Annotated in this window: 13 protein-coding genes; 9 read left to right on the top strand and 4 right to left on the bottom strand. The window is 34.9% G+C overall.

Going from position 1 to position 20,078, the window contains the following annotated elements:
• The first annotated feature begins 2 nt into the window (after window positions 1–2).
• Both VK179_10900 and VK179_10895 read left to right on the top strand, forming a co-directional pair.
• The gene (locus VK179_10900; GenBank protein HLO59242.1) at window positions 3–1,355 is read left to right on the top strand and encodes a hypothetical protein; all 1,353 of its coding nucleotides are present in this window, start codon (window positions 3–5) and stop codon (window positions 1,353–1,355) included.
• A 766-nt stretch (window positions 1,356–2,121) separates the two neighbouring features.
• Window positions 2,122–3,105 carry a hypothetical protein gene (locus tag VK179_10895; GenBank protein HLO59241.1) on the top strand — a complete coding sequence of 328 codons (984 nt, stop codon included), beginning with the start codon at window positions 2,122–2,124 and terminating at the stop codon, window positions 3,103–3,105.
• 189 nt (window positions 3,106–3,294) lie between these two features.
• On the opposite strand, the gene VK179_10890 is transcribed toward VK179_10895, so the two are convergent.
• Together VK179_10890 and VK179_10885 are read right to left on the bottom strand one after the other, a co-directional pair.
• Window positions 3,295–5,718, bottom strand: coding sequence for an ABC transporter permease (locus VK179_10890; protein ID HLO59240.1), 2,424 nt, complete (start codon window positions 5,716–5,718; stop codon window positions 3,295–3,297).
• A gap of 298 nt (window positions 5,719–6,016) precedes the next feature.
• Complete coding sequence (locus VK179_10885) at window positions 6,017–6,349, bottom strand: hypothetical protein (GenBank protein ID HLO59239.1); 333 nt, start codon at window positions 6,347–6,349, stop codon at window positions 6,017–6,019.
• A gap of 645 nt (window positions 6,350–6,994) precedes the next feature.
• On the opposite strand from VK179_10885, the gene VK179_10880 reads away from it, so the two are divergent.
• From VK179_10880 to VK179_10855, 6 genes are all read left to right on the top strand, one after another.
• Window positions 6,995–7,348 (top strand): hypothetical protein, encoded by a 354-nt coding sequence (locus tag VK179_10880; protein HLO59238.1) that lies wholly within the window; start codon window positions 6,995–6,997, stop codon window positions 7,346–7,348.
• 82 nt (window positions 7,349–7,430) lie between these two features.
• The gene (locus VK179_10875; GenBank protein ID HLO59237.1) at window positions 7,431–10,298 is read left to right on the top strand and encodes a response regulator; all 2,868 of its coding nucleotides are present in this window, start codon (window positions 7,431–7,433) and stop codon (window positions 10,296–10,298) included.
• A gap of 77 nt (window positions 10,299–10,375) precedes the next feature.
• Window positions 10,376–10,726, top strand: coding sequence for a cupin domain-containing protein (locus VK179_10870; GenBank protein HLO59236.1), 351 nt, complete (start codon window positions 10,376–10,378; stop codon window positions 10,724–10,726).
• Between the two features lie 338 nt (window positions 10,727–11,064).
• Window positions 11,065–14,907, top strand: a complete 3,843-nt coding sequence (locus tag VK179_10865) for a PAS domain S-box protein (GenBank protein HLO59235.1) — start codon at window positions 11,065–11,067, stop codon at window positions 14,905–14,907.
• 206 nt (window positions 14,908–15,113) lie between these two features.
• Window positions 15,114–15,689 carry a hypothetical protein gene (locus VK179_10860; GenBank protein HLO59234.1) on the top strand — a complete coding sequence of 192 codons (576 nt, stop codon included), beginning with the start codon at window positions 15,114–15,116 and terminating at the stop codon, window positions 15,687–15,689.
• A gap of 259 nt (window positions 15,690–15,948) precedes the next feature.
• Window positions 15,949–16,491, top strand: a complete 543-nt coding sequence (locus tag VK179_10855) for a helix-turn-helix domain-containing protein (protein ID HLO59233.1) — start codon at window positions 15,949–15,951, stop codon at window positions 16,489–16,491.
• Between the two features lie 249 nt (window positions 16,492–16,740).
• On the opposite strand, the gene VK179_10850 is transcribed toward VK179_10855, so the two are convergent.
• Window positions 16,741–16,983, bottom strand: a complete 243-nt coding sequence (locus VK179_10850) for a helix-turn-helix transcriptional regulator (protein ID HLO59232.1) — start codon at window positions 16,981–16,983, stop codon at window positions 16,741–16,743.
• Between the two features lie 132 nt (window positions 16,984–17,115).
• Between VK179_10850 and VK179_10845 the strand changes: the two genes are divergently transcribed.
• Window positions 17,116–17,469 carry a hypothetical protein gene (locus VK179_10845; GenBank protein HLO59231.1) on the top strand — a complete coding sequence of 118 codons (354 nt, stop codon included), beginning with the start codon at window positions 17,116–17,118 and terminating at the stop codon, window positions 17,467–17,469.
• A gap of 359 nt (window positions 17,470–17,828) precedes the next feature.
• On the opposite strand, the gene VK179_10840 is transcribed toward VK179_10845, so the two are convergent.
• Window positions 17,829–19,940 (bottom strand): DNA/RNA non-specific endonuclease, encoded by a 2,112-nt coding sequence (locus VK179_10840; protein HLO59230.1) that lies wholly within the window; start codon window positions 19,938–19,940, stop codon window positions 17,829–17,831.
• Between the last annotated feature and the right edge of the window lie 138 nt (window positions 19,941–20,078).

Below are 20,078 nucleotides of genomic sequence, written 5' to 3'. Positions count from 1 at the left end.
CAATGGCTTCAACAGATATTACTTTGTTAATGTGGGATACTAAAGAAAACTTCAATTTGGAAGAAACCCAAAGGAATTTAGGTGATGAATTTGTTTTTAAGAAAAAGTTCTCTTTTAACTCAAAAGAAACTTTTAAAAGTATATGGCTCGCACTAGATGATGATGAAAAATTTATTTTTGCTTGCCATTACAAATGTGCAGATGGCAGTTTGTATAAAAGTTTTCAGTATTCCAGAATCGAGTCTGAATATAATATACCAGAAATACATTATCTTTCCAATGATGCTGAAAAAGCTTCCAAAAATTATCAAAGAACTAGAAAAGAAAGTGAAAGGATAGTTCATTATCATTCGTTTATGGAGAAAGTTACCAAAAATGATATAAGAATCTTTACAAAGAAGTCTATTGAAATTGATATTTTAGCAGTTAAAAAAGAGGTTGAAAATTCAAAGTATCCAAAAATAAAATATGCCATAATTACAGCACTTTATGATGATGAGTTTGAACAGGTCAGAAAAATATTTGATTTTCCTGAGAATGAAGAAATCAATATTGGAGATAAAACCTATTATGTTGGGTATTTGAAAACAAATCAGTTAATACAGGTTGTCGCAGGCATACCATTTAATACAGGTATGGTTGATGCGTCTATAATGGCAACACAAATGATTGAAATATTTAAACCAGAATATATATTAATGTCAGGTGTTTGCGGTGGATTTAAAGAGGATTGTAATCTTGGAGATATAGTTGTGGCACGTAATGTATATACATTTCAAAAAGGGAAATTATCTGATATAAAAACAAAAAATGAAAAGGGTGAATTAGGAAAAGTTGAATTATTTGATAAATTTAACAATCTTATTGATTATGATAATTTATATGATAAAGATGGCAATCAGATATCAATTAATATAGAAAAGTTTAAAAGAGAAGATGATTCTGTTATAAGTATTGATCATTTTAAGGATAAGTATGATAAGTATAAAAATAAAATAATAGATAATATTAATAAAAAAATTAAGGATGATTTTCCTATAAAGCTAAAAGCAGATATAAAATTGCATTATGAACCAATGGCCTGTAGCACAATGATTATCGACAAACAAGGATTCTTTGAAAATAATTTGAAGTCAATTGACAGAAAAACAATTGCTGTTGAAATGGAGAGCTATGGTATTGCTAGAGCCTGTCGTTATGCAAATGAAGGTAAAACAAAACCTATTATTTTCAAATCTGTTATGGATTTCACGTATGATAAAATGGATGCTACAGATCAAATAAATTGGAAAAAATTTGCTGCATTTACTAGTGCACAATTTATGAATAACCTATTTGAAAACAATGTTATCTAAACAGGTTTTCAGTATCCATTTGAAAACCGTATTCGACTCTTGTGAAAAAAAAAAAGTTATCCTAACTTCCAAAAAATATTCTTTAGATTTTGCATAGGTTGTTTAGTCCATTAAGGATTCGAACCAATGCTTCAGGAGAGCAACCAATCCACCAAATACGAAGAAATATGATTTCTCCTCCACCTTTTAAGCACCGATTCCGGCAATTAGTAATAAGTTGAGGCAGAAGCTTGTACAAAGCTTGACAATGACAATTTTGACAAAGATTCCACTTAGTGTTTTATTTCTTTATTTAACCAACCACCTTTTAATCCCATGTTATTTGATATTAATAAGTTACTTTTCAATTAAATAATATTCATCAAATATTCAAAATACTTATAAGATTTCTTCTTAATATAACTAACGTACAAAGCTTAAATAAGAACTACTGTATCGCTACATCCGATTTTCCCCTAATACAGGTCAGGTAAGTATATCCATAAACATAGAACAAACACTTATTTTTTTCGTATCCTTACAAAAGTGTATTTGTAATTTAAAATCAAAAGTTTATAATTTAAAAAACTTCTGGATTGAATGAAAATACCAGCACTTAGTAGTATGTTTTGTAAACATTAATATATGAATTCAATGGCGTTTAGGGTTCATTTCCTCAATGGTGTTCCCCGATCACTTTGATAATATAGTTTAAAAATGCTTATCAGATCATAAAATAACTAATTTATGAACAAGGTAAAATTTCAACTAAATAACCAGAATTATAATGAAAACCATAGTTTCCTTTGCACTTGTTATAATTAAAGCCTCTATTTTCTATTTGCTTATAACCAGCTGCAACAAAGATGATGTTAACTTGGACTGGCATCTTACTTCTCATCGAAAATTGTTTGATACTACAGATCATGTTTCATTAAATCATGATGTAAATTTTACCTTTCTTGATGATACAACATTCTTTTTATACGGGAAAAATCGTGTCACGAATTTTTACCGGACATATCTAGTATGGCCAGATTCAATAATTGAATTAACCGATAGTTTCCATGTATTTATTAATGAAATTTGTTTGACTGAACAGAATATTTTCTTTCGATCAAATTATAATATTTATAAGTCCGATAGATTAATTAATAAACTGCAATTGATAATTTCTGATGAACTCGAATCTTATGAAAAAATGCACTTTATTGATAAGGATACCGGAATTATATATAAAAGTGGTTATTCGGAATTTTTGATCACAAATGATGGAGGAGAAAATTGGAGCAACTCTTCCTTAACTAGCTTGGAAAGGTTTTATATATTTTTTGCATTAGGTGATGATAAGCGAATATGTTTTTTAACGTCTCTAGATAAAGTTTATATTTCCAGAGATGGAGGTATCAACTGGAATTTCTACTTTGCTACTGATTTTAAAATCTCAAAGTTATTCTTTGTAAATGAAAATGAAGGGTATTTAGTTGCAGAGAACAAAGTATATAAGACAAAAGATGGAGGTGCAACCATTAATCAAATTTTCGCTGCAGATTTTCATGTTGATAAAATACAAGCAAGAAATAATGAAGTTTATGTTCTTTCTTCATGGGCCTTGTTTTATTCGGAGGATGACTTTGAGAATTTCAGAATAATGACATTGGAGAATCCCGTACCTGAAAATATGGATCGATGTGTGATTAATTTTGAAATTAGAGATAAAAGGAGTTATCTCGTGGACAATATGGGAAATGTTTATTATAGAGATAATTAAATTTTTTCATTTAAATTATCAGAATTTGATCCAATAAGGATTGGAACCTTATTGAAGAAACCAGCTCATACCAGTGCGATACAGGTAGTTCATACCTGCTCGTTCCGGCGTTACCTGGTTAATTTACTCTGGCATAGATCTGCTGTATCATCAACATGGTGTTCTGACATATAAAGGCACCATTCCGGATTACTCATATTGCAATGCTTTCACCGGATCTTCTTTAGTCAGCTTAATCGATTGATACAATACAGACAATATTGTCACAATAATAATTATGAGTCCGCCATATATAAAAGTCATCAGATCTGCACCAATATGATATGCGAACGAGTTAAGCCACCAGTGGATCAGTAGCCAGGTAACCGGAACTGCCAGGACATAAGCAACAGCGATAAGGCCCAGGGATTCTGCTGACAAAATTTTCAGTAATAAAGAAAAAGAAGCGCCCAGCACTTTTCTTACGCCCATTTCTTTACGACGTTGTTCAGCCATAAAAGTAGATAGACCGAATAAACCCAGGCAGGCAATGAGTATGGCCAGAAAGGTAAATACCATAACAATTTGGGCAAATTGCTTCTCATTTCTGAATTTGGCTTGAAAGTCCTCATGGATAAACGAATACCGGAAATCAGCATCATCGGTAAAGTTCTTCCATTTCGATTCAATCTGGTCAACTGCGCTTACAATATCATGTGTACCGATTCTTACCAAAAGTATTTTTCCATCAGAACCCGGGAAAATGACAAGTGGCGTGATGTTTTTCTTAAGTGTCTGGAAATTGAAATCTTTAACAACTCCGATTATAGTGCGGGGTTCATTCATCGAAGCCCAATGAGTCTTTAATTTTTCTCCAATAGCATTGTTCCATCCAATGAATCTTGCAGCTGCCTCGTTTATAATAACTGCACTTGAATCTGATGGGAATTCAGTTGAAAAAAATCTTCCGGAAGCCATGGATATACCGAGTGTATTTTGATAATCTTCATCGGCCGTGAAATAATTAAATCCAACATCTTTAGCATCTTCTTTTACCGGAAAAAAAACATCCGAACCATCCACATCAGGTGGAGCCATATCAACAATACTGGCAGATTTAAAGATGGCCATGCTTTTTAATTCATTCTTAAAGGAAATTATATTATTACCGAGTGCATCCGCATTTTTTATAACCAGGATATTTTCATTGCTAAAACCAAGATCTTTCTTATCCAGATGTTTCAGCTGTTTATAAATTATGAGGGTGGAAACAATCAGGATTGCTGAGACAAAGAACTGAAACACCACGAGCCCTCGTCTGATCAGACTGCTCGATTTGCCGGCCTTTATCCTGCCCTTCAACACTTCCACTGGTTTAAATGATGAAAGGTAGAATGCAGGATAGCTGCCCGCAATTATCGCTATAATCAAAAGAAAAGCAATGATCCCCAGGATGAAATCAAAACGGATGAACATATTCAGATCAAGTTCTTTTCCTGAAAGCATATTAAACCTTGTCATTAGGGTGGCTATCAAGACAAGGGCAAGGAGAAATGAAAGGAAGGTCATTAAAAAGGATTCGCTCAGAAACTGGAAAATAAGTATTTTTTTGGAAGCACCCATTGTTTTACGCACTCCAACCTCCCTTGCCCTGACTGAAAATCTGGCTGTTGCAAGATTCATGAAATTTATACAAGCTATCGCCAGTACAAAAATGATGATGGTAATCAGGATATAAATTGTGCTCATGTTTCCTCCCGGCTCGAGTTCACGATCCAGATCAGATTTCAGGTGAATTTTCAGCATAGGTTGAAGTGTAAAACCATATGCGCCTCCTTTATTTATAAAGTCATCCATGCTAATTCCCATCGCTGCCTGAACCTGTGGTCCTACATATTTTTTAACCAATTCCGGAAACCTGTTTTGAAGTTCAGTCCAGGATGTATTAGGATCCAGCTTAAGGTAAGTATTAACATTGCTGCCTAACCATATCGGACTGTGACTTCCTTCCCAGGATTCCATGGGCAGTATGAGACTATAATGAAAATGTGAATGATGAGGCGGATCTTCTGTTATGCCCGATACTTTGAATACCTTTTTATCCGGACCAATTATCACAGTTTTACCTATCGGAGAATTATCGCCCTGTCCTTTGTATCCAAACAGGCGTCCAGCCATAGATTCGGTAAGTACCATTCCGTTAGGTTCATTCAATACAGAAGACTTATTCCCCTGCAGTAAATTAAAGCTGAAAAAACTGAAATAATTGGAATCAGCCACCAGTACCTTGCTCTCTGTGAAGCTGATCTCATTATATCGAACCGGAAGATCATTCCAGATGGCAATGCGGCATGCATCTTCAATTTCAGGAAATTCCGATTTCATACCTGCAGCGATCGGCGCTGCTGTATAACAAGTATTAAATTCCTGGCTGGCCAATTTTCCGTAAAGATTGACACGGTATGTTCGTTCAGCATCTTTATGGAAAGAATCAAAGCGATATTCATCTATGATGTATAATATGAGGAAAAGGCAAGTTGTTAATCCAACAGCCAGTCCAACCAAATTGATTAGAGCGTAAATTTTCTGTCGGGCGATCATTCTGATCCCGATTTTCAGATTGGATGTTAACATAATTGTAGTATTTGAGTTTGGATAACATATATTTGACATAGTTAACTTTCAAACGGTTACATAATTTTATCTGAATTTTCGGGATAATTATGTCCTTTACCATTTTCTTTATCGGTGCCCGGCAAAAGCAGTATTTCTGATAAATAACAAATTCGTCAAAATTCAAACCTTCGCTGAAAAGTTGACTTTTACTATTTATCAATATAACTTTAACATTTCAAGAAGCTGCCTTATGTCTTTTTAGGCAGCTTCTTGTTTTATGGATCTAACTAGAGCGGACTAATGGTACTGATAACTATTAGAATAGCACCTTAACTATTTCATTAACCAACTCAACCGGTAGCTCATTAATTACAGGTATACTGTTTTCGTTGGGTCTTTTGCAAAAGACAATCGTATTGGAACCGTATGCCAGTTTTCGTTTATATTGTCCAATTGGGGCTAAAAATCTACCCTCGAAAAGTAACTCCCATTCTTTTCTATCTCGTTTGCATACGTACTCGATATCGCATCCCTGTTCATCTTTACCCATTGTCATCAGCAAAACAGTCCGGCTGTGTGAAATTGAAATCTTAATATCGCTTTTCTCAGTAACGGGCTTTCCGTTGGCTGCCCAACTGCCGATCCGCAAATAGTAATATCAAGTCGCATAGGAGGACTTGATACATGGTATACAATAAAACCCATTGTGGCTGCCAATAGATTTCTCAAAGATATACAGTCTTTTGAGCCGGGCAGGGAATTGTCAGCAAGGGTGCATCTGGACGCTTCTACTGATCTTTACGTGGCTGATCATAATTATTATGAAAGTTTCAGCATATCGATAAGATAGTTGCACTTAACAGGGACGAGGCTTATTTTACGACAAAAGCAGCTATTCATAAGCAAATACTATTAGATAAGATCAGGAAACAATTAAATAAATAGGTTATTGCCGGAACAAGCCACAATCTGTCTTCAGTTAACCTCAGGTTTAAAGCATGGTTAACCGGCATATCCCCATCTACTTAAATTTACTTCTTGCCAACAGCCTTTAACTGAATAAGTCGGTCAGCTCCGGATCTCCTTCTATTACAGCCGACATTAGGACCGTATCTTCCATGCGTGTTTACTATAAATAAAGTAAAGACTCATTAATACCCGGAAAGTTACTGTTTTTAATTAAGTTTTTAACCGTATTGATAACCAGTTAAGCTGATAGAAATATATAAGTCTTTTGAAGTAATAATTATTGCTGAATTGTTATACATAGTTAATCGAAATTTGCTCTGACTATATGATTGATTTAAATAATATAATACAGGAATACCGCAATTTTCTGTTAAGGGCATTTCGGATTGTGAATAGCTATGATCCATTAATTGAGGAAGAGCCCATCAAAAGGTACTTATATGCGGACTCTCCACTTGAAAAGGATTATTGGTATACAAAAATCAAAAAGAAAGTTGCAGTGGGGCTGAACAGGCTACTAAACCGGGAGGTATCATTATTGAGAAAGACCAGATTGCAACTTAATGGCAGGTTACAAAAGGCAACGTCTTTCAATACTATTATGTTCATCATTATTCAGATAAATCATGTTTTTTCATGGTGGGATAAATCATATGAAATAAACTTAACAGGCGAATAATCCTAAAACTTGCATAAACATTAGATTTCTGAAGTTGTTCCTTTATTCATTCGATGTTTTCGTTTCATGAAAGGATTTCAACATGGCAAACACCACAAACGATACTGATAATGAGCGTTCTAAAAATCGAAACCGTTCACATATTCTGTTTTTAGTAATCTCACTAATTATACTCCTCCTGGGAATCATAGTAAACAGAGCTCTTCGCAGGGAAATTATTGAAACCCGAACCTCAGAATTAGAGTCAATCGCTCAGCTGAAGATAAATCAAATATCAGATTTCAGAAACGAAAGATACAGTGAAGCAAGATTCCTGGAAGGAAATCAAACTTTTATTAATTCAGTTTACAATTATTTGAAAACAGGAAATAACACTTATGCCAATGAGATACAAGACTGGTTAAGCCCGATAGTAAACAATCATCAATACCGGTCTTTTACAATAATCGAAAATAATACATGGAACAGTCTGTTTTCTGTTGGTAGCGATACAATGGATTGGTCAAGGCTAAACATAACAAAAGATGGTGTTCAACAATGCCTTAATGAAGAAAGGATTGTATTCGGAACTCTTACCAAGTTTCAGAATACCATCTTTATTCCGATTTTTGTCCCCCTTATAAAAATTAATGAAGGTCAGAGACATAAAATCGGCGCCGTTGAGTTCATCCTTGACCCTGAATCAGGATTTTTTAAATTGATTCAGTCAATGCCTTCCGCAGGTAAAAGTGGAGAAATTCTATTGGTTAAAAGGGTAGGTGATGATATTGTTTACCTTAATCAACTAAGATTTCGAGCCAAGACATCATTAGCATTTAAACTACCTGTATCGACACCAAATCTTCCTGCTGCTAAAGCAATTTTGGCCGAAGAAACTTCACTAATGGGGACTGATTATCGTGGTCATAATGTTTTGGCTGTTTCTAAATCGGTACCTGATTTTGACTGGAAAATCGTTGTAAAGAAGGACACCAGTGAATTATTTCAAGGTTTAAGAGTAAGGGAATTACTTATTTACAGTAGTGTAGCCCTTATTATTTTAAGTTTGGGATTGTTGTTTCGACACATTTCAGATAAGCGAAATCTTAGTTTTTATGCACAGAGAGTCAATGATTTAAAGACCATAGGTAAATTAAATCGATTATTTAAATTTCTCAATAACGTTGAAAGAGCTATTGTGAAAAACAGTGAGAAGGAAAGCTTGTTGAGCGAGGTATGCAACATTATTTTTAATGAAGGAGACTATGCCCTTTGTTGGGTAGGTTTGAAAAATGATAACACCGGCGTTATTGAATGTCTAGCTCAATGTGGACTTAAGAAAAGCAGAATTGACGCATTCAGTTATTTTACCGTTCACAATAATGAATCGGATTCCAGGACAGTTAGCTTTATAGAGGGAGAAAGATTTGTAAGTAATGATATTATTAATGATACACGATTAAAAAGCTGGCGTGAAAGACTGGAGGTTGAAAAATTCCGTTCGATGGCCATATTCCCATTGATGAGAAATTCAATAATGATAGGCTCAATAAATCTCTTCTCCTATGAAGTGGGTTATTTTAAAACTGAAGAGATTGACCTGTTCACACAACTTTGCGACGATATCTCTTATGCACTTGATAAAATAGATCTTCAGAAAAGGGAAACGCAGGTAAAACAAAGTCTGATTGAAAAGGAACATGAATTGCTATTCAATGAACAGAAATTAATGGATCAGAATAAGCAGTTGGGCATTCTCAATGACAAATATTACTGTACAAATGAAAATCTCAAACAATCCAATGAAAGAATCAAAAGGGTCAATCAGGACTTAATTATTGCCAGAGAGAAAGCCGAAGAATCGGCTCGGCTGAAATCAGCATTTATTGCAAATCTGAGTCATGAAATTCGTAGCCCCATGAATGCCATTATTGGCTTTGCCGAATTAATGAACAGTAAAAAGTTGACAAATACTGAAATTAAAGAATTTACATCGATCATTATATTAAAATCAAATGAACTCCTTCATCTTATCAATGATATATTAGATATTTCTAAATTGGAATCGAATACTACTTCGCTCTACTTTGAAACTGTTTCTCTCAATGAAATACTCAATGAGCTATATCTTGTTTTCAGTAAGCGTCTTGAACAGTCTATGAAAGACCACATCAGGCTTGAATGTGTCAGAGCACCGGAGAACTTAGAAATCACAACGGATTTGACGAAACTTAAACAAATATTCAACAACTTATTGGAGAATGCCATAAAATTCACTGATTCCGGTAAAATTCAATTTGGATATCAAGGTCATAACTACAAACAGCTGACCTGTTTTGTAAGCGATACTGGTATTGGAATAGCCCCACAACACCATGATTACATTTTTGAAATTTTCAGACAGGCAAAAAATGATCTGAACAGGAATTTTGGAGGTACCGGACTCGGTCTGGCTATTTGCAAAGGGAATGCCAGTTTATTGGGTGGTGATATTAAGGTTGAATCAGAAGCAGGGAAAGGCAGTACTTTTAGTTTCTCCATCAATTTTGAGAACAATATAAGCAAGTTTGAAAAACAGGAATCGAATCACAAAAAGATAAATCATAAGGAAGTGAAGAATATACTGCTAATTGAGGATGATTTCTATACATTGGAATATATAAAACACCTGTTTCAGAACAGTGGTTTCAACCTCTCGGTTGCCCGTAATGGAAAGGAAACGCAGGCTTTCTATAAAGTATTGAATAAATTTGATTTAGTACTGCTTGATATGAGATTACCGGATGCTAATGGTCTTGACCTTGTTAAAGAAATTAAAGAACGGAAGAAAGATCTGCCGGTTATAGCACAAACAGCTTTTGCTACAGAGGAAGATAGGGTAAATTGCTTGAATGCTGGTTGTGATGAATTTATTACAAAACCCTTTAAGAAAACAAAGCTTTTCTCGGTAATTGAAAGCTTTTTAACCTAGAAGTCAACTCAATCAGATTTGCTCATTCAACTTTAATTAAGAGCAATTTGTTTCTTTCAAAAGACAACCTTGTCATTATGGAAATCATTAGATCTAATTTTCAATTTTCCGAAGAAGTACTCCAAAATTGTATTCAACCAAGGAAATACCAAAAATCATTTGCCTCAATTGTTAATTTTGAACCCGGAGCAAAAACTGCCTGGCATACTCATCCACTTGGACAAATTCTATTTGTATTATCTGGAATAGGTCGGATACAAAAGGAAGGAGGTAAGGTTGAAGAAATTCATAGGGGCGACATAATATGGGTTGATCCTGGAGAAAAGCATTGGACTGGTGCATCGCAAAATATTCCATTGAGTCTTTTTAAATTTCAGGATGAGTTAAACAGTATTAAAGGTATTTGGCCTGAGAAGGATGAACAATAAAATCCAAACAATTCAGCCACCTTCGGTTATGCAGCGAATGTTCGGATCTCAACATGCGGTTTAGCAAGAGGCGATTTCTTAGTAAAAACATCATTTATTAATCTTTGATGTTGTGATCTTGTCTCAGAAAGGATAATACATGATTTTAAGCCTTGTGAATGAGTAAATAGCTCATAAACCATTGGCAAAATATTACTATCTTTATAAGTGTTCGTTATCTAAGCTAACCTGTTATCTTGTTTATTTGAAAATCATTAATAATATTCCGGATTCTATATTATACTATTCCAACCTAATCCAGTATAAATAGATACCATTTACATAAACTCGAAATGCATATGGAAGATAAAATCAGGATTTTGTATGTCGATGACAATATGCATGATCGTAAACTTGTCAGAGACCTCCTCATAAATCATCACAGTGTCTTTGAAGTGAAAGAAGCAGAAAGCCGGGAGAAATTCATCAAATATCTCAACGAAGAAATATTTGACTTAGTGCTTAGTGATTTCAATATCAGGGGATTTGAAGGTCTACAGGTTATTGAAATGGTTAAGCAAACCGACCCTAATCTGCCGGTTATAATTATAACGGGTACCGGTTCGGAAGAAATTGCCATCCAGACGATGAGGGCAGGAGCAGCCGATTATATTATGAAATCAGAAAAACATATGAAAGGTCTTGCTGCAACCGTTAAAACGGTTGTGGAAGATAGAAAAAAGAAAGAGAAAGAGAAGAAAGCACAAGAAGCTCTAAGGTTTGCCGAAAACAAATACCACAAACTCCTTGAGAGTATGATGGATGGATTTGCCTTTGTGACTATGAACGGAATTATTGAGAATTGTAACAGGGCTTTTGAGCAAATGTTGGCCTACACGTTATCAGAGTTACAAGTTTTGAAATATACTGATATTACGCCACAAAAATGGCATGCCTTTGAGGCTGAAATTATTAAAGAGCAGGTTCTTAAAGAAGGATATTCAGATGTATATGAAAAAGAATATATCAGAAAAGATGGTACAATTTTTCCGGTTGAAATACGATCTTTTCTTTTCAAGAATGACAAGGGAGAAAATGATGGCATATGGGCTATAGTCAGAGATATATCACTACGTAAACAACATGAACAATTATTGATTGAAAGTGAAGAGAATTTTCGTGAATTATTTGAGTATTCTCCGGTTGGAAAGTCAATGACTTCTCTTGACGGATCACTGACGGTTAACAATGCGTTCTGCAATATGTTGGGTTATACCAGGGACGAATTACTTACAAAGAAATGGCAGGATATCACATTTCATGAAGATATATCAAAATCAGATGAAGTTTCTAAATCACTATTAAATGGTGATGATTCTGTCGCCCGTTTTGAAAAAAGATTCGTTCATAAGAATGGACAAATTGTATGGACCGATATTTCGGTTTATTTGAGGCGGGATAAAGAGAATAACCCTAAGTTTTTTATAACCACAGTATCTGATATAACAGAACGAAAGAAAGCCGAAGAAGAACTGGCGCTTAGAAATGTTTTGCTCACCACTCAACAGGAAGTTTCTTTAGATGGTATATTGATTGTTGATGAAAACGATGCCATCATTTCTTACAACAATAAGTTTGTGGAAATGATGAATATACATCAGGAATTACTGTTAAAGAAGTCCGATGAAGCGTTATTGCAATACATGGTAAATAATATCGAAAATCCCGAACAATTCCTCTCAAGAGTGGAATATCTATATAACCACCGGCAGGAAACGAGTTTTGATGAAATACATTTCAAAGATGGAATGATATTAGAGCGTTTCTCATCACCCATGTTTGGAAAAGGGGATCATTATTATGGACGTGTCTGGTATTTCCGCGATATAACAAATCGCAAAAATGCTGAAAGAAAGCTATTGGAAAGTGAATCCCGTTTCAGAAGCTATTTTGAACTTTCCATAGCTGGAATTGCCATAACCTCACCCACGATGAAATGGATTGAGGTAAATGAATACCTCTGTTATTTGCTGGGTTATTCCAGAGAGGAATTAATAGCTCTTACATGGTCTGAATTGACCTATCCTGAGGACATTAACCTTGATCTTGAAAATTTTAAAAAAGTGATGCAGGGTGAAATGGATGGTTATTCTATTGACAAACGCTTTGTGAGAAAAGATGGAAGTATTATCTGGACGAGTTTATCCGTAAAATGTGTCCGGCAAAGCAATGGGAAAGTGGATTATTTTATGGCTCTTCTTTTTGATCTAACAGCACGCAAGCAGGCGGAAGAATCCCTGCAAAAAACTTCGTCAGAATTGCAATTGATCATTAAAAACATGCTCAACGCTTTCATTGTATGGGAATCTGTATTTGATGAAAAGGGAAATTATGTAAGTTTTCGATTTGGACTGTTCAATGACGCCTATGAAAGGATTTTAAGAGTGAAACAGGAAGAAGTTTTTGGAAAGGACGTATTTGAAATTTGGCCTGGAACTGAAAAAAGCTGGGTTGAAGTTTATGGGAAAGTGGCCACTACCGGGATACCACAAATATTCGACATGTATCATGAGCCGACCAAAGGTTGGTATCACTGCCATGCCTATCGGCCCACGGATTCATCCCGTATGATTTGTGTTATTTTTGAGGATATTACGGCGCGGAAATTAATGGAGGAAAAACTGGTCTGGGAACAGTATCTTATACATTCGCTTTTAGACAATATTCCTGATTATATTTACTTTAAGGACCTGGAAAGTCGATTTATCAGAATAAACAAAGCATTAGCACGCGTTTTCGGATTAGATGATCCCTTAAAGGCTCTTGGCAAAAGTGATTTTGATTTTTTTAAAACTGAACATTCACAAGAGGCTTATTCTGACGAACAAAACATTATTAAGAGCGGTGTTCCACTTATAGGTAAAGAAGAAATGGAGGTCTGGTTTGACAGGCCATCTACCTGGGTTTCTACGACAAAAATGCCCTTAAAAAATACTAAAGGAGAAATAATAGGTACTTTTGGAATATCCAGGGATATTACCGAAATAAAAAAGATTCAGGATGATTTGTTGCGTTCAAAGGAGAAGGCTGAGGAGAGTGACCGGCTGAAAACGGCGTTTCTTCAAAATATTTCTCATGAAATACGAACGCCCTTAAATGCTATTGTTGGATTTTCTACCATTCTGGGGAGTTCTGAACTTCCTGAGGAAAAGAAAAAAGAGTTCGCAAATATTATTAACGTCAGTAATGATCAATTGCTTTCCGTCATTTCAGGTATAATCGCTCTGTCCACATTGGATGCCGGGCAGGAGCAGGTTACAAACAAAGAAACCAACCTGGATGAGATCCTGAAAAGTGTATACGACCAGTTTTCATTAAATCAAACGAATACAGAGGTAACGCTAAGTTATTTTACAGATGCATTCGGGTTATCATCCATTGTGTTTACCGATTCTGTTAAACTGATGCAAATACTGATCAACCTTGTTGGAAATGCCCTGAAATTCACTCACAAAGGTTATGTCAAATTTGGATATACCATAGCCGGGAATACCATTCAATTCTCTGTTGAAGATTCAGGTATTGGAATATCTGAGGATATGCATGATCTTATATTCGAACGGTTCAGACAAATTGATAATTCTTCCACCCGAAAGTACGGGGGTACTGGTCTCGGACTTGCACTTTCCAAGGGCTATGTTGATCTTTTGGGAGGAGAAATAAAAGTGTCCTCCAAGCCTGGTCAGGGTTCGACATTCATTTTTACATTACCTTACAAGCCAGTATTCCGATCATTTCATTCAGAAGTAATGCCTGTTTTCGCAGGTATGGAAAGTACCGCATCAGGTAAGAAAATCCTGGTTGCTGAAGATGACACCAACAATTTCATGTTGGTTGAAGAAATACTGATTTCCAAAGGAATAAAGGTAAGTAGAGCTTCGAATGGGCTTGAGGCTTTGGATGCCTGTTCAGGAAAATATCCGCCTGATATAGTTTTAATGGACATTAAAATGCCTGTAATGGATGGTATGGAGGCAACCAAAAAAATTAAAGCAATTAAACCGAATATCATTATTATTGCATTGACAGCGTATGCATCTGAATTGGATGTACACCATATTCTTTCTTCAGGTTGTGATGATTATATTCAAAAGCCAATTCGAGTCGAGAATCTGTTTCAAACTTTATTAAAATACTTGTAAGAGGTTGCATTAAGGTTTGTATTCCCTTCAATAAGTGCAGTGACCTTCGTTTTCCAACTCGTTATTTCATTGATGAACATCAACTATTTCATTACAGAGTGTCATTCATATCCATACAAATTATCATTTGATATACTTATGTAAATCAAGCAACTAAACAAATCTTTGCAATGGGCAAATCGTAAACCCAAGAAAAGATTGTATATATGAAAAAGTTAGTGACAATTACATCTTTTCTAATATTAATGACCACTTTCCTAGATGGGCAGCAGAATATGGAACCGCAACAAAAAGCTAACTATGGAATAGAAATCAATCAATTTAAAACAGGAAGCGGATTTGCTACTGGCTCTGAAATCTTATTAGTTGTCCATGATGGAAAAAGAACCCTTCATGTAGGATTTTACTATTGTCCCGAATCAAAGCGTATTTCAGGAATAATTGCTCATCATGAAATATCCTTGATACACAATCCCATGACTAAGACTTTGGCTCCTTATTTATTTTATAATTGTACTTATAGGATGACCAGATTAAAAAGCAGTGATATTGACTCTTCTATGACAATGGGTATTGGAAGATATAAGACATTTGAACACCATTTTGGCGTTGGTCTCAAAGTAAATATTACTAAAGCAATATATTTTTCTGGTTCACTTGGTTATGGAGTTTATTTCGGATCAATTAAAAAGCCGGAAAAATTACCATATACTAACGAGATAGTTGGTACAAACGGTTTTTCTCCGATTGGGAAAGTGGGTTTTGGTATATTTATTCGCTGATGCACTCTAAACGCTATCTTGTCATATCATTTCTATTCAATAGCATTAACCGTACTATAAGCATTTTCCAATGGTTCATCAGAAGTTCTTCCTATAAGAGTTACCTCATTAATGCGTAATATTCCGCATTATTTCAGATAGATTTGCTTATGACCGGTTTAACCATACGAAAAACCGGTGATTTAACAACTTATTTATATCGTGTAGGGAGTAAACTTTTTCATGTAACTTTGATTTATAGTTGAATCAAAACCACGTAATGAAAAAGCAAATAGATTTTAATTCCCTTCCCCAGGCTATCGCTGATCTTTATGAAAAGGTTGAAAATATTGAAAAGCTGATTATTAAGTTAAGTGAGAAATTAGATAAGCCGGTTAAAAAGCCAGCAAAAGCAAAGCCCAATGTTCTTACTGAGGAAAAGGTCACTGTCATAAAAACACCTTCACCTTCTGGTATGGATGAAGATAGTCTGACTGTCGAACAAGCCAGTGCCTTTTTGCAAATGACCAGGATGAATATTTACGCCCATGTTAAACTATCGAAAATTCCTCATTGGAAAAATGGCAGAAGACTGGTCTTCTCCAAGATCGAACTGGAGGAGTGGATGAAAAAGAAGAGAAAGACGGATGCAAATAATACTAAAGACGCGATTACATTCCGGGATGCTGTAAAGCTTACCGGATTGAAGCCATCTAAGCTGCAATATGAAATAAAGAAAAGGAAAGTGCCGGTTATCGCGAAACAAGGAAATCTTCTGTACTACTCAAAACGGGCATTAACTAAGGCATTGACTTCAGAGTGAATAAAACTGCAACAAATGTTGGAATGGTTTTGGTATTCATTCGATAAGTATCCACATTAATCCGGAATATTCCGGATTATTCAAATAGGATTGCTTATGCTTGACTTAACCATCCAACAAATCGATGCTTATTTTATTTACTTAAAATAATGGAATCTGGTATATAATACACATAAAGGATTAATCCGGATTATTCCACATTAATCCGGATAATTGTGGATTATTCTGGATTATTGCGTAATGTTACGGCTATTCAAATCCTTCCGAAAAGAACTCCTGAATGGATACACCCAGAGCTTTTATAACCCTTAAAAGGCTTGTATATCGAAGATTTTCTCCGTTCTCATATTTGCCGTATTGTGCACGGGCAATATTATGATCGTAGGCAAAACTCTCATAGTTGCTATAGCCTTTTTTAATCCGTAGGGTACGGATGCGATCACCCAATCGTTTGAGGTCTTCATTCTGAACCTGAAGCTTTTCTTTTGCCATATACAAAAAAAGAAAGAAAACATCACATTTGTTACCTTTAATAAATTACGTCTTATATGATACTATATATTAATAGCTTTAATATATTTGTGGTGTTAAAAAAACAACAATAATTTACCAAACACTTGATTTATGAAACCATCCGTAAAATTCTCCAGGCTTGGCTTGATTATTCTAACATGTATTTCCACTATTCTTATCCTTTCAGCGACGGTTGATAGTATGAATCACCAGGATAAAGATCTGTCGCTCTCACGAGTTCAAAAAATGAGCGGTAAATACGTTTTCATCAATAGCGAGCCCATCAATGAATATGAAGTGGCTTTTGAAATCAAAGGATTTACATTAGGTCATTTTGATACTCCTGATGAAATATCAAATTTTGTTGTGAAAAATGCGCTGAAGATTTCTGGTAAGGATCATAAAGATTTTGATGGTGTTATTATTGGAAGTGGCAAGGTAGACATTGCAATCAAATTTAAATGACAAACCATCAGCTTAGTCAATGAAATTTTTATAATATCATCTTTCCCTACCCAATCATGTCAGCACAAGCATTGAAAAATAAAATTGAGAGAATGTCCACCAGGGAGCTTATAGATAGGATTACTAAATATAGGTGGGCATTATCGAAAACTGAAGACAAAAAAGAAAGGGCCGTTATGATATCGGTGATTAACCAATTTAAAAATGTCCTAGCCAAAAGATTAATTCTCGTGATGTATTTAATAACGAATCTGAACATCAGAAAATCTTAATTTAAGCGATTTTGTAATGGTGACATAAGTCATCTGCAAATTACCGGGTCGTGCGCTTAATTTTATTGTTTAACCTGTAGCCATATTTTAGGATATGACAAGTTTATCTGTACTTTCAATTACGAATTCTTCTGAGCCATCTTGAGTTTTGAATGTATCAAATTTCTCAAGTGCCTTAAAATCAATATTAGTTAATCTGCTTAGCATTTTTATGCTACACTGAAAATTTTTAAACTTTACATCTTTGTCAATATCCAAGGCTTCTTGCTCTACACGCATGCTTTCATCAAATTTGATTGGATCAACAAGCATTTCTTGGGAAAGCTTAAATGCAGTAGCCTTTGGTTTGTTATTATCATCAAGCCAGACAATAACTTTATAAAATTCTATAGGGATAACGACTCCTTTAAAAATCCTATCTTTCTCTTCGTTAAAGATCGGACCGTTGAACACAGTCATTTTAGCTTGTTTTCCAGCTTCCTTGGTTATTCCTTTTTCTAACACCGCTTTTTCAAGTTTCCCCCATATACCAGCAGCCCTATTAAGAGCAACAACCTGAGGGCAGGCATTAGTATAAAAGCAAGTATGTATGCCATTTCTTAAAGCATCGGATTTTGTATCACCCCAATTTGCATCTTCAAAACGGCTCATATGCCCTTTGTCAAAGTTTGATTTAGAATAGAATTTGTCAAATAGCTGGCATTCTATATCGATACGATTATCTCTCAACCAATCATCATTTCTCTTACTATCATCCAGTCTTTTCGATGCATCACCTTCCACATTTACCGCACTAATTAAGGGCATTTTGAATACTGCATTGAATATTATACTGTAATTAAAATATTTAAGTTCAATCGTTTTGTCTTTCAACATCGCAATTTGCTTGAGTATTTTATTTTTAGGCTGAGGTAGCGGAATGGCTACGCCTAAGAAATTCGAATCATAGCCTCTGCATTTGCTGAAATCTACAGCATTCTCTTTCTCGGCTTTAGCTACTTCCAAAAGTAAATCGTCAGTTTTGTTTACTTCTACAGTATCTTTTATTATAGGTCCTTTGGTTATTAACTTACTAGATAAACTTAACTCTATAGATCTTTCACTGTCTAACGCCGCCGTAGGAATACTAACAACTAAATTTTTGGATGAATCGTTTAAAATTATCTTGTCAGTTTTTGATTTTGAGGATGATGAATTACTAATAACAAACTCTAAATTTTCATACAATGGAGGAACCGTTAAAGTCTTTAATGAGGCATTACCTGGATTTTTACTAAATATGTGCTTTAATATGACACTTATACGAATGCCTTCATTCTTTTCCCAGACAATTCTTGTAACATCAATTTTATCATCAATAATTGGAATGATTAAATCATTTTTATCCAGGTAGTTCTGACCATCTGAACTCATCTTGGCAATACTTTTATGATGAAGACCTACGACCTGCCATTGATCATTGAATACAGGACTTCCGCTACTACCTGGAGCAGTATCGGTTTTGTACATTATTTTTGTCTCGTCAATATCTACAAATGTATTTTCCCGAATTGAGATTTGTTTATAGTCCCCTTGGGGGTGATGTATTATGTTTAAGCACTCTACATCTTTATCACCGATTTTACCTAATGTACCATCAAGAAATAAATAGCCAATATCTTGAAGGGAGACTCGGCCGCTAACATCAAAAGGTTTGACTGCAACAAAACAGTAATCTAGATCCTCGTTATTAAAAAACTGAGTAGTGTCGAATGAAAAGATAACAGGTGATAAGGGGTGCCCTTGCATGTCATACTCGTAGAAGAAATGAACCTCACTTTCTTCGGCTATTCCTTTATTTTTAAATACATGCCAATTAGTAAGCATTAAACTTTTTGATACCATAAAACCAGTAGCATAGCCGGTTATTTTATTGTCTTCCTTTTGTACAATCCTTCCGACCTTTCTCTTCGTCAGTGCAATTAATTCAGCAAAGTTGCTATATAGAGAATCATTGTTTCCAATTGCCCGTTCAAATGCAAAATCTGTTGGTTCAAAGCCAACTGCAGAAATCATATCCCTTCGATGTTTTAAGTTCTCTGATTCTCCAATAATAGCACCTGATACAATTGGTTCTTTTAAAACAGTCACTTCAAATGGTTTTCTTTTTTCTTGTGAAACATTAGTTTCCTTTCTTAATTGTTTTGCAGAGACTAACATGATACCTAATTTTTAAATTACTTATTTGAAAACTAATTCAATCAGTTCAAACTTAACACAGCTTAATGAAGATCTTCAAACTTGAGACATCGCATACATTGAAACCGGGCCATGAAATATTCAAGTCTTCTCCCTAGA

Source organism: Bacteroidales bacterium, from assembly GCA_035299085.1.
In the GTDB taxonomy this organism is placed as follows: Bacteria; Bacteroidota; Bacteroidia; order Bacteroidales; family UBA10428; genus UBA5072.
Note: the sequence above shows the minus strand (reverse complement) of the source record. Positions and strands in the feature narration are given on the sequence as shown.